At 68.8% G+C, this 11,759-nt stretch carries 12 protein-coding genes; 1 reads left to right on the top strand and 11 read right to left on the bottom strand.

The features are described from left to right. Positions 1-65: 65 nt before the first annotated feature. The 11 genes from AKG07_RS04045 to AKG07_RS04095 form a co-directional block, all read right to left on the bottom strand. Positions 66-503, bottom strand: a complete 438-nt coding sequence (locus AKG07_RS04045; RefSeq protein WP_053096139.1) for a type II 3-dehydroquinate dehydratase — start codon at positions 501-503, stop codon at positions 66-68. Then, positions 500-1,588 carry a 3-dehydroquinate synthase gene (aroB, locus tag AKG07_RS04050; RefSeq protein ID WP_053096141.1) on the bottom strand — a complete coding sequence of 363 codons (1,089 nt, stop codon included), beginning with the start codon at positions 1,586-1,588 and terminating at the stop codon, positions 500-502. Before aroB ends, AKG07_RS04045 begins: the two co-directional genes overlap by 4 nt. Then, positions 1,585-2,103 (bottom strand): shikimate kinase, encoded by a 519-nt coding sequence (locus AKG07_RS04055; protein WP_053096143.1) that lies wholly within the window; start codon positions 2,101-2,103, stop codon positions 1,585-1,587. Before AKG07_RS04055 ends, aroB begins: the two co-directional genes overlap by 4 nt. Beyond that, positions 2,087-3,316, bottom strand: coding sequence for a chorismate synthase (gene aroC / locus AKG07_RS04060; RefSeq protein ID WP_053096145.1), 1,230 nt, complete (start codon positions 3,314-3,316; stop codon positions 2,087-2,089). Before aroC ends, AKG07_RS04055 begins: the two co-directional genes overlap by 17 nt. A 54-nt stretch (positions 3,317-3,370) precedes the next feature. Then, positions 3,371-4,183 carry a shikimate dehydrogenase gene (locus AKG07_RS04065; RefSeq protein ID WP_053096147.1) on the bottom strand — a complete coding sequence of 271 codons (813 nt, stop codon included), beginning with the start codon at positions 4,181-4,183 and terminating at the stop codon, positions 3,371-3,373. Continuing rightward, positions 4,180-5,718: an endolytic transglycosylase MltG gene (gene mltG / locus AKG07_RS04070; protein WP_053096149.1), complete on the bottom strand. Its 1,539-nt coding sequence runs from the start codon at positions 5,716-5,718 to the stop codon at positions 4,180-4,182. The genes AKG07_RS04065 and mltG overlap by 4 nt, the downstream gene beginning before the upstream one ends. Beyond that, entirely contained in the window at positions 5,718-6,194 is a 477-nt protein-coding gene (ruvX, locus tag AKG07_RS04075; RefSeq protein ID WP_053096151.1) for a Holliday junction resolvase RuvX, read from the bottom strand. The genes mltG and ruvX overlap by 1 nt, the downstream gene beginning before the upstream one ends. Beyond that, the gene (gene alaS, locus AKG07_RS04080) at positions 6,191-8,851 is read right to left on the bottom strand and encodes an alanine--tRNA ligase (protein WP_053096153.1); all 2,661 of its coding nucleotides are present in this window, start codon (positions 8,849-8,851) and stop codon (positions 6,191-6,193) included. The genes ruvX and alaS overlap by 4 nt, the downstream gene beginning before the upstream one ends. A gap of 79 nt (positions 8,852-8,930) precedes the next feature. Continuing rightward, on the bottom strand, positions 8,931-9,119 hold the full coding sequence (locus AKG07_RS04085) for a hypothetical protein (protein WP_053096155.1): 189 nt from the start codon (positions 9,117-9,119) through the stop codon (positions 8,931-8,933). Between the two features lie 106 nt (positions 9,120-9,225). Then, positions 9,226-9,855: a 30S ribosomal protein S4 gene (gene rpsD / locus AKG07_RS04090; protein ID WP_052677824.1), complete on the bottom strand. Its 630-nt coding sequence runs from the start codon at positions 9,853-9,855 to the stop codon at positions 9,226-9,228. A gap of 161 nt (positions 9,856-10,016) precedes the next feature. After that, a complete protein-coding gene (locus tag AKG07_RS04095) occupies positions 10,017-11,348 on the bottom strand; it encodes a replication-associated recombination protein A (protein WP_082297813.1) in 1,332 nt (443 codons plus the stop codon). 112 nt (positions 11,349-11,460) lie between these two features. Between AKG07_RS04095 and AKG07_RS04100 the strand changes: the two genes are divergently transcribed. Further along, entirely contained in the window at positions 11,461-11,757 is a 297-nt protein-coding gene (locus tag AKG07_RS04100; RefSeq protein ID WP_053096157.1) for a hypothetical protein, read from the top strand. Positions 11,758-11,759: the final 2 nt, after the last annotated feature.

An 11,759-nucleotide genomic window follows, 5' to 3' on the forward strand; every position in this document is an offset into this window, starting at 1 on the left:
TTCCGTTTCTCGAGTCTGGGGGCCGCTCGCGTCCGGTCTGGACTGGGGTGGGCCGAGAGTCGATTCTACGGGATCAGCGCTGCGAGCTGCCGCACAGCGCTCGCGTAGCCGTCGACACCCTCGCCGATGACCCGCACCGCAGCGACATCGTGCAGGTACGAGTGGTGCCGGAACTCCTCACGTGCGTACACGTCGGAGATGTGCACCTCGGCGAACGGCAGCGCGACTCCCGTGAGCGCATCGCGCAGCGACACGCTCGTGTGCGTGAGCCCGCCCGGATTGATGATGATCGCCGCGCAGTCCGCGCGCGCGGCATGGATCTCGTCGATCAGCACACCCTCGTGATTGCTCTGCACAGCGCGGATCTCGAAGCCCTCGGCTGCGGCCGCCTCAGCGGTGAGTCGCTCCACATCGGCGAGCGTCGCCGTGCCGTAGACCTCGGGCTCGCGACTGCCGAGCAGGTTGAGGTTCGGCCCGTTGACGAGCAGGATGCGGCGGGTCATTCGCCGATCTCCTGGTACGCGGCGAAGAGCAGCGACTCATCGGGTGCCTGCAGCACGGTGGGCTTCGCGATGTCGTCGAGAAGGATGAAGCGCAGCATGCCGCCGCGGCTCTTCTTGTCGCGCTGCATCGTCGCCAGCAGCTGCGGCCACGCACCGGCACGGTAGCCGGTCGGAAGGCCCAGCGACTCGAGGATCGTGCGGTGGCGCTCGGCTGCGGAGTCGGACAGTCGCCCCGCGAGTCGCGACAGCTCGGCGGCGTACAGCATGCCGATCGAGACCGCCGCGCCGTGCCGCCAGCGGTAGCGCTCGGCATGCTCGATGGCGTGGCCGAGCGTATGGCCGTAGTTGAGGATCTCGCGCTGCCCCGCCTCGCGGAAGTCGTCCGAGACGACCTGGGCCTTCATGTCGATCGCGAGCTCGACCGCACGCCGGAACTCCGGTGTGGTCGAGTCGACGGCGCGCACCGGATCGGCTTCGATGATGTCGAGGATCTCCGGTGCCCAGATGAACCCCGCCTTCACCACCTCGGCGAATCCGGCGGTCGCCTCGTTCGGGCTGAGGCTCGCCAGCTCGTCGAGATCGCCGATCACCGCACGGGGAGCCCAGAACGCTCCGACGAGGTTCTTGCCCTCAGCGGTGTTGATCCCCGTCTTGCCGCCCACGGAGGCATCGACGAGGCCGAGCACGGTGGTGGGCACCTGCACGAGCTGCACGCCGCGAAGCCAGGTCGCCGCGACGAATCCGGCGAGGTCGGTCACGGCGCCTCCGCCGTATCCGACGACCGCGTCCGAGCGCGTGAAGTCAGCCTGCCCCATGACCTGCCAGCAGAAGGCGGCGACCTCGATGCGCTTGCCCTGCTCGGCATCCGGCACCTCGGCGAGCAGGACCTCCCGCGGACCGTTCTCGACATCCGCGAGCAGCCTGTCACGAAGCTCTGCCGCACGCGAGGCCAGGGTCGGCGGGTGGACGACCAGCACCTTGCGGACTCCGGGATCGAGTGCCGCGGACACCTGATCGAGGATCCCCCGCCCGATGGCGATGTCGTAGGGGTTCTCGCCCGTCACGCTGATGGTTGTCGTAGTCATCCCAGTTCTCTCCTCCACGCCGCGATGTCGTCGGCGATGCGCTGCATGGGGCGCCGCGACGTGTCGAACGTCACGGATGCCACCTCGTCATACCAGTCTCGACGTTCTTCGAAGATCTGCGTCCATCGCCCGACAGGGTCGTCGCCCGCGAGCAGCGGTCGGCCGCCGCTCTGTATGCGGTCAGCCACCGCTGCGGGGGTGACCGTCAGGAAGACGACCGGGTGGTCGAGCAGCAGCCTCCTGGTCTCAGGGTCGGTCACCGCTCCCCCGCCCAGCGAGATCACGCCGCCCGCACGCAGCGCCTCTGCGACCTCGGCCCGTTCGAGCGCGCGGAAATGCGACTCCCCGTGCTCCTCGAAGATCAGGGGGATCGGGCCGTGCACCGCGACCACCCGCTTGTCCGTGTCGACGAACGGGACGCCGAGCTTGCGCGCGACACGACGACCGACGCTGGTCTTGCCCGCCGCCATCGGGCCGACGAGCACCAGCGACAGCGGGTCAGCCGCGCTCGTCATGCGCGATGAGCGCCGCCTCGGACGCAGGCGTCGTCCGCAGCTCGGCCGGGATCGCAGCAAGGTAGGTGTCGAGGTTGCGGCGCGTCTCGCCGATGCTGTCGCCGCCGAACTTCTCGAGCACGGCGTTGGCGAGCTCGACGGCGACCATGGCCTCGGCCACGACGCCTGCCGCAGGCACGGCGCACACGTCGGATCGCTGATGGTGCGCCGTGGCATCCTCGCCGGACGCGATGTCGATCGTGCGCAGCGCGTGCGGCACGGTGGCGATCGGCTTCATGCCTGCACGGACGCGCAACACCGTGCCCGTCGACATCCCGCCCTCGGTGCCTCCGGCGCGGTCGGAGCCGCGCGAGATGCCGTCTGCCGTCGCGAACAGCTCGTCGTGAGCCGCGGATCCGCGTCGTCGTGTGGTCTCGAAGCCGTCGCCGACCTCCACGCCCTTGATGGCCTGGATGCTCATGAGAGCCTGCGCCAGCCGCGCGTCCAGACGGCGATCCCAGTGGACGTGCGAGCCGAGTCCGGGCGGAAGACCGTAGGCGAGCACCTCGACGATCCCGCCGAGCGTGTCGCCGTCCTTCTTCGCGTCATCGACCTCGGCCACCATCAGGGCGGAGGTCGACGCGTCGAAGCAGCGCAGCGGATCGGCGTCCAGCCGGTCCACGTCGTCCGGGGTCGGCAGCGCGGCGCCGTCGGGCACGCGCACCGGTCCGATCGAGAGGGTGTGGCTGACGAGACGGATGCCCAGCTCGCCGAGGAACGAGCGCGCGATGGCGCCGAGCGCCACCCTGGCCGCCGTCTCTCGGGCGCTGGCGCGTTCGAGGATGGGTCGAGCCTCGTCGAAGTCGTACTTCTGCATGCCGACGAGATCGGCGTGTCCCGGCCGCGGGCGGGTCAGCGGTGCGCTCCGGCCACGCGACCTGTCTGTCAGCTCGACCGGCTCCGGGTTCATGACCTCGATCCACTTCGGCCACTCCGTGTTGCCGATGCGAAGAGCGATCGGGCTTCCGAGCGTCTTGCCGTGGCGGACGCCGCCCGAGATCGTCAGCTCGTCCTGCTCGAACTTCATGCGCGAGCCTCGACCGTAGCCGAGTTTGCGTCGTGCGAGATCGGCCTGGATCGCCTCGGAGGACACCGGGACGCCCGAAGGCAGACCCTCCATGACGGCAATGAGTTCTGGGCCGTGCGATTCGCCGGCCGTGAGCACGCGGAGCATTGGTCTAGTCTCCCACGCGTTTCGCCTCGGATCGTGCCGCGTGACGGCCGGTGACTACAGGGCGGCTTCCATCGCGGCGACCACGACCTCCTCCGAGGGGAGCGGAACGCTCTGGTCTCCGTGCAGGAAGATGCGGATCTGGCGCACGGCCTGACGCAGCAGCATCGCCTCCCCGGAGACGGCCCGCCCCCCGCGCCACACCGATGCGAGCGCCGACGGCCAGGGTGAGTACGCGACGTCGAACAGCGCGCCCCCGCTCTCGCTGAGGCGCGCTGACGTCGCCTCGTCCAGCACGGAGCCTCCGGGGAGCGTCGCGACGGTGAGCCCGACATCGTCGGCGTCGGCATCGAACGTCGAGGTCGTGATCGAGACGCCGAGTCTCCGTCCGAGAGCCACCAGTCCGGCTGCCCGTTCGGGACGGCGCGCCCTCACATCGACAGTGCGGGCCCCGGCCTCGACGCACGCGACCAGAGCCGAGGATGCCGTGGCGCCGGCGCCGAGGATGCGGACATCACCGATTCCCCGAAGGTCCTGCTCGCCCAGGGCGTCGAGGATCCCGCCGACATCGGTGTTGAAGCCGCGGATGCCGTCGGTGAGCAGCAGCGTGTTCACTGCTCCGGTGAGGTCGGCATAGCGGTCGTGCGTGACCGACGCGCTGTGCGCCTTCTCCTTCAGCGGCATCGTGAGCGAGAGCCCCCGCCACGAATCGTCCAGAGTGGCCAGAGTCGTGTCGAACGCCACGTCGTCGACCTGGCGACGCGTGTACTCCCAATCGAGGCCCAGCGCACGGTAGGCGGCCGCGTGCAGCTGCGGAGACTTGGAGTGCGCGATCGGGTCGCCCCAGACTGCGAGCCGCGGGGAGCTCATCCGGCCGAGCAACCCCCGTCGGGGTTCTCCTGACACCACTGCTCCCACTTCTCGACTCCCTGCAGGTGCTCCTCGTAGGTGACCGAGAACTGGGTCTCTCCGGTGGCGAGGTTCGTCGTCACGAAGTAGAGCCAAGGGCCGTCTGCGGGGTGCATCGCCGCGTCGATCGCAGCGAAGCTCGGGCTCGCGATCGGCGTGACCGGCAGGCCGGTGTGCACGTAGGTGTTCCAAGGATTGTCGTCCTCGAGCGCCTCCGCCGAACTCGACACGACGCCCTCGTGCAGCGAACCGTAGCCGTACTGCGCCGTCGAGTCCATCTGCAGCTTCATGTCGATGTCGAGGCGGTTCTCGATCACACGAGACACCTTCGGGAAGTCTGCGGTGAGGCCCTCACGTTGGATGATCGAGGCGATCGTGAGCACGCGTTGAGCGTCCTCCGCCGGCACCCCGGCCTCTGTCAGCGATTCCTTCGTGCGGTCGATCATCCGCTGGATGACCTGGGTGGCGGTGACTCCCGGATCGAACGTGTAGACGGCCGGGAACAGCCACCCCTCGAGGCTTTGCGCGGTCACGCCGTAGGTCGCAGGGTCGGCGTCGACCGCCGCCTGGAGCTCCTCGATGGGCATGCCGAGCGATTCGGCCATGTCGGGCAGGGAGGATTCGATGGTCGCGCCCTCGCCCACGCTCGCAGAGTTCTCGCGTTTGTTGGCGGGGTCCTGCAGCGCCTCGAGCGCCGCCTCGGCTGTCATCTTCTCCTTCAGGCTGTAGATGCCCGGATAGAAGGTGACCGCGACGTTCTCGGTGACCAGGTAGTCGTAGAAGACGTCCTCCGTGCGCGTGACGCCCGCTTCGTAGAGCGCGGTGGACACGGGAGCGCCGGTGTCGCCCTCATGGATGGTGACGAGCACCTCGCCGGATGCGAGCCCGGGCTCCCAGTCCTTGGGATCGCCCCATCCGAGCGCCTCGCTGACCTTGTCGCCGTAGGTGCCCCACGCCCAGAATCCCGCGCCGACGATGCCGCCGATCACGGCGAGGACGATGACGAGCGCCACCAGGCAGCCCGTGCGGCGCTTCTTCTTCGCGGGCGCTGGGTGGCCGGCATCGTGTTCCGGATGCGCGTGGAAGAGGTCTTCGAGGCGTCCGCCTGCTGCCGCGCTCCCCGACGCGGCGCCCACCGCGGCGCCGGCAGATGCTTCCGACCCCGAGCCGGATTCGGCTCGGTCCGCGGCAGCCTCGCCGACGGAGGACTCGCTTTCGGAAAGTCGGGCGGCAACGGGCTCGTCCGCGGACAGTGCGGGCATCGCCCTGGTCGACGCATCGTCCGACGACGAGCGGTCCGCGGGGGTGCCGGCTGGCCCGGTCGGAGCCCCCGGCTGCGCAGCCGCGGCTTCACGCGCCGCCCGGCGCGACCCTGGAGCGGGCGGGGTGTTGTCGACCGTCGGGATCTGCGGCGACGGGTCGGGAAGGTTCTCGAACAGATCGCCCAGACGGGCATCCGGATCGTGCTGAGGCGAAGCGCTCTCGCGTTCGGGCATTATCGGGGGGACTCCTCGTCGAGCGGAATCGTGGCACCGGGCGGGTTTCCGGTGCTCTTCTCCGTGTCGATCGCCTGCTGCAGCAGGATCACCGCGGCGATCTGATCCACAATGCTACGAGACTTCTTCTGTGTTCTGCCCGAAGAACGCAGAGCGGCGTGTGCGGTGACGGTGCTGAGGCGCTCGTCGACGAGCCGGACGGGAGTGCCCGTCTGCGCCTGCAGAGCCGCGGCGAACTCGCGAGCGTCGGTCGTCGACGCGGTGTCGGCGCCCTGTAGATTGACCGGCAGCCCGACCACGAACTCGAGCACGTCGAAGTCCTCGGCGATCGCGGCGATCCTGTCGATCGACGTGTCGTTGCGCTGCACGGTCTCGACCGGCACCGCGAGCATGCCGTCTGGATCGCAGCGGGCGACGCCGACCCGGGCACGCCCGACATCGACACCGAGCCGCACGCCGCGGCGGAAGCCGCTCACGCTGACTGCAGCTCCTGCGACACGGCCTCGAGCGCTGCCTGCAGGGCCGCGACATCTGTGCCACCACCCTGAGCGACGTCGTCACGACCTCCTCCGCCGCCGCCGAGTACGGAGGCGGCGCGCTTCGCGAGGGCACCGGCCTTCGCTCCGGCGGTGCGTGCGGCATCGTTCGTCGCGACGACCACCACCGGGCGTCCGTTCACGACAGCGCCGAGAGCGACGACGGCGGGGTCGGAACCGAGACGGTCGCGGACGCCGAGGACGAGCTCGCGCACATCGTCGGCCGACGCCACCTCACCGAGCGACTGCGCGGCCACACGGAACGCGCCGACGCGGTTCGCGGCATCGGCGATGGCCGGGACACGGCCCGCGCGCTCCTTGGACTCGAACTGGGCGATGCGCTTCTCGGCCGCCTTGAGGTTGGCGGAGAGATCCGCGATGCGCTCGGCGAGCTGGTCGCGAGGGGTCTTGAGCGAGGTGGTCAGCTGCGACACGAGCGCGCGTTCTGCAGCGAGCTCGCGGAACGCGTCCTGGCCGACCAGGGCCTCGATGCGGCGGTTCGACGCGCCGACCGACGACTCGCCGACGACGCTGACGAGGCCGATCTCGGCACTCGTGGTGACGTGCGTGCCCGCGCAGAGTTCGCGCGACCACGGACCGCCGATGTCGACCATCCGCACGACGTCGCCGTACTTCTCGCCGAAGAGCGCCATAGCACCGGCCTCCTTCGCCTCGTCGAGCGTCACGATGCGAGTCGTGACCTCGAGGGCGTCGTTGACCGCGCGGTTGGTGATCTCCTCGATCTCGGTGCGCGTGTCGGCCGAGAGAGCCTGAGACCACGAGAAGTCGAAACGCATGTACCCGGCACGGTTGAGCGAACCCGCCTGCGTGGCGGTCGGTCCGAGCGTGTCACGCAGCGCCGCATGCACGAGGTGCGTCGCCGAGTGCGCCTGCCTGGCGGCGCGTCGGTTGGCGGCGTCGACGACCGTGGTCGCGGGGTCGTCCACGGCTACAGCCCCGCGAGTGACCTCGACCGTGTGGCTGATCAGACCGGGCACCGGACGCTGCACATCGAGCACCTCGAGCTCGTAGCCCGGCCCGACGATGACGCCCTTGTCGGCGACCTGACCGCCGGACTCGGCGTAGAGAGTCGTCTCGGCGAGCACGACCTCGGCGATCTGCCCCTCTGAGGCGGTGCGGGCCGGCTGCCCGTCGACCAGGATGCCGAGGATGCGCGAGTCGACCTCCAGCTCGGAGTAGCCGTCGAAGCCCGTCTCGCCCAGCGCACGGAGATCGCGGTACACCGAGACGTCCGCGAGCTGACGCTTGCGGTTGCGAGCGTCCGCCTTGGCGCGCGAGCGCTGCTCCTGCATCAGGGTGTCGAACGCCTCACGGTCGACCGCGAGACCTGCTTCCTCAGCGACCTCGAGCGTGAGATCGATCGGGAAGCCGTACGTGTCGTGCAGCAGGAACGCCTCGGAGCCGCTCAGCGCCGCCCCGCCGCCCTTCTTCGTCTCGTCCAGAGCGAGATCGAGGATCGTCGACCCCTGCGCCAGAGTGCGCCGGAAGGTCTCCTCCTCTGCGAAGGCGGAGGCCGAGAGAGTCGACCATTCCTTCTCGAGCACCGGGTATGCCGACTTCATGGCATCACGGGACGTGGCGAAGAGCTCGGGGAAGACCGGCTCGTCGACGCCGAGCAGACGCATCGAGCGCACCGTGCGCCGCATGAGGCGGCGGAGGATGTATCCGCGGCCCTCATTGGACGGGCGGACGCCGTCGGACAGCAGCATGAGGGACGAGCGCACGTGGTCGGCCACGACGCGGAAGCGCACGTCGTCTTCGTGGACTGCACCGTAACGGCGGCCGGAGAGCTCGACCGCGCGATCGAGGACCGGGCGCACCTGATCCGTCTCGTACATGTTCTCGACGCCCTGCTTGAGGAACGCGACGCGCTCGAGTCCCATGCCGGTGTCGATGTTCTTCTGTGGCAGCTCGCCCACGATGTCGAACTCGGTCTTGCCGCGGATGTTGTCGATGAAGTCCTGCATGAACACGAGGTTCCAGATCTCGAGGAACCGCGAGTCGTCGGCCGCGGGGCCGCCGTCCTTGCCGTACGCGGGACCTCGGTCGAAGAAGATCTCGCTGTCGGGGCCACCGGGACCGGGCTGGCCGGTGTTCCAGTAGTTGTCCGCACGCCCCAGACGCTGGATGCGCTCCGGCTTCAGGCCGATGATGTCGCGCCAGATGGCCTCAGCCTCGTCGTCGGTCTCGTAGACGGTGACCCAGAGGTCCTTCTCGTCGAAACCGAGGCCGCCGTCTGCCTCCGAGCTCGTCAGCAGCTCCCACGCGTAGCGGATCGCGCCCTCTTTGAAGTAGTCGCCGAAGGACCAGTTGCCCATCATCTGGAAGAAGGTGCCGTGACGCGCGGTCTTCCCGACTTCTTCGATGTCGTTGGTGCGGATGCACTTCTGCAGGTCCGCGATGCGCGGGTGCGGCGCGGGCACGACTCCGGTCAGGTACGGGATCATCGGCACCATTCCGGCGACCGTGAACAGCAGCGACGGATCGTCGCTGACCAGAGAGGCCGAGGGGACGATGACGTGGTCGTTCTTCTCGAAGAAGTCGAGATAGCGCTGCGCGATCTCCGCAGTTTTCATAGGGGTGCCAGGTGTCCTTGCGTACAGGGTGTGGAGGGGCGGGACGATGATGCGGCAGCGGCCGGGAGACCGCGCGCGATCAGTCGTCCGCGGGGTCTACGAGTCGCGCCTGCTGCTCGCGGTACGAGTCGCCGATGATGCCGGTGAACTCGTTGAAGCGAGCGTCGACCTCGGCGAGGATGTCGTGACCGCGCGGGTCCTTGTTCATGAAATGCGCAGCGACGAATCCGCCGATCACACCGATCAGGAACCACAGCACGTTCTTCATGTCGTCATCCTTGCCTCTGACCCGCGAAGGCGCGGTGTCACCATCGTATGCGCAAACGACAGAAGGCGTCGGGTGACCCCGACGCCTTCTGCGGAAAAGCTGGAACTCAGCGAGCTGCGTAGTACTCGACGACGAGCTGCACTTCACAGGTCACGGGGACCTCGGCGCGCTTCGGGCGACGAACCAGGCGAGCCTGGAGCTTGTCGAGCTCGACCTCGAGGTAGCCGGGAACGGGAGGCAGGACCTCGGCGTGACCGCCGGCCGCTGCGACCTGGAAGGGCTCGGTGCCCTCGCTCTTGGCCTTGACGTGGATGAGCTGACCCGGCTTCACGCGGAAGGACGGGCGGTCGACGAGCTGGCCGTCGACGAGGATGTGACGGTGCACGACGAGCTGACGAGCCTGCGCGGTGGTGCGGGCGAAGCCCGAACGCACGACGAGGGCGTCGAGACGCATCTCGAGCAGCTCGACCAGGTTCTCACCGGTCAGGCCGTCCTGACGGCGAGCCTCGTTGAACGTGTTGCGCATCTGCTTCTCGCGGATGCCGTACTGCTCGCGCAGACGCTGCTTCTCACGCAGACGGACGGCGTAGTCGCTGTCTGCCTTGCGCTTGGTGCGGCCGTGCTCACCCGGAGCGTAGGGACGCTTCTCGAGGTAGCGGGCGGCCTTCGGGGTGAGCGGGATGCCGAGGGCACGGCTCAGACGTACCTTGCGGCGGTCCTGGGACTTCGTGGTCACGAAGTGTTCCTTCCGATGACGTGGTCGCGTCTTTCACGACTCACGGACGTATCGTCCGCGTTCTGCCTTGGAGCGCACGCCGGGGCGCCAGCAAGGTGTGGTGTGAACGAGGAGATGCCCGAAAACACGGTTTCGAGCCGATCAAGTCTAACAGATTCGCGTCAGCGCCCGTCGAGGATGCGTCTGATGCGCTCGAGGCGAGCCGAGATGTCGCGCTCGGCACCCAGGTTCTTGGGTTCGTAGTACCGCTTTCCGCGCAGTTCGTCAGGGAGGTACTGCTGCGGCAGGATGCCGAACTCGCTGTCGTGCGGGTAGACGTATCCCCGGCCGTGACCGAGCCGCTTCGCGCCCGGATAGTGCGCGTCTCGCAGATGCAGCGGGACGCGTCCGAACCCCCCGGAGCGGATGTCGGCGATCGCCTGGTCGATTCCCACGTACGCCGCATTCGATTTGGCTGTCGTGGCCAGATAGACGGTCGCTTCGGCGAGCGGGATCCGCCCCTCCGGCATTCCGATGAACGCGACGGCGTCCGCGGCCGCGACCGCGATGGAGAGCGCCTGCGGGTCGGCGAGGCCCACGTCCTCGGAGGCCGAGATGACCAGGCGCCGAGCGATGAAGCGAGGGTCCTCCCCCGCCTCGATCATCCGCGCGAGATAGTGCAGGGCCGCATCCGGGTCGGATCCTCGGATCGACTTGATGAACGCGCTGATGACGTCGTAGTGCTCGTCTCCCTGACGGTCGTATCGCAGCAGCGCCTTGTCGACGGCCTGAGCGACGTCGTCCGCCGTCGCGGCGGGCACCGCGCCTTCTTCCCCCTTCGAGAGGGCTACGGCCGCTGCCGCCTCGAGTCCGGTGAGCGCACGCCGCGCATCGCCCGACGCCAGCCGGATCAGCGCCGCGCGCGCGTCGTCGGCCAGGGTGACCGCGCCATTGAGTCCGCGCGCATCGGTCACCGCCCGATCGACCAGGAGCCCGATGTCGTCATCCGTCAGCGGCTGGAGCGTGAGGAGCAGCGATCGCGACATCAACGGCGAGATCACCGAGAACGAGGGATTCTCGGTGGTCGCCGCGATCAGCAGCACCCAGCCGTTCTCGACGCCCGGGAGCAGGGCGTCCTGCTGCGCCTTGGTGAACCGATGGATCTCATCGAGGAAGAGGATCGTCGTCTGGCCATAGAGGTCGCGCTGGGTGATCGCCTCCTGCATGACCTCGCGCACGTCCTTCACGCCGGCGGTGATCGCGGAGAGCTCGACGAACCGGCGGCCCGATGAGCGTGCGATCGCCTGCGCCAGAGTGGTCTTGCCGGTGCCGGGCGGACCCCACAGGATGATCGAGACGGCACCCGGGGATGTCGCGGCAGGGTCGGCGAGTGCGACGATCGGGGAACCCGCGCGCAGCAGGTGCTTCTGACCGGCGACCTCATCGAGCGACACGGGGCGCATTCGCACGGCGAGAGGCGTCTGCCCGGAGAGCAGTGCGGAGGCGGAGGTCATCCGTCCAGGCTAACGCGGGGCACCGACACTTCGGGTGGGAACGGCGTGACGCGATCTCGACGGTAGGCTCTCAGGCGACGTTGCACATTCACGTCCAGTAAGGGAGCACGCAATGGCCGGACGCGGGAAGAGCACGCAGCAGTCGCGCACCGAGGTGGAGCGCGCACGTCTGCACACCGCCCGCAAGACGTGGCATGAGGGTCAGATCCGGCGTCGCACCCGCGACAACACGATCGCCGTCGTCGCCGGAGTGCTCATCGTCGCCGGAGCCGTGGTGAGCCAGGTCGTTCACGCGCAGGTGAATCCCCCGGCCCCCTCGCCTTCGCCTACCGTCGAGCCGACGGAGGCGCCCGTGCCGACAGACCCCGCGACGCCGGAGCCTGCACCCACTGAGGCCCCCGCCGGATAGAC

The sequence above is a fragment of the Microbacterium sp. CGR1 genome (assembly GCF_001266755.1).
Taxonomy (GTDB): domain Bacteria; phylum Actinomycetota; class Actinomycetes; order Actinomycetales; family Microbacteriaceae; genus Microbacterium.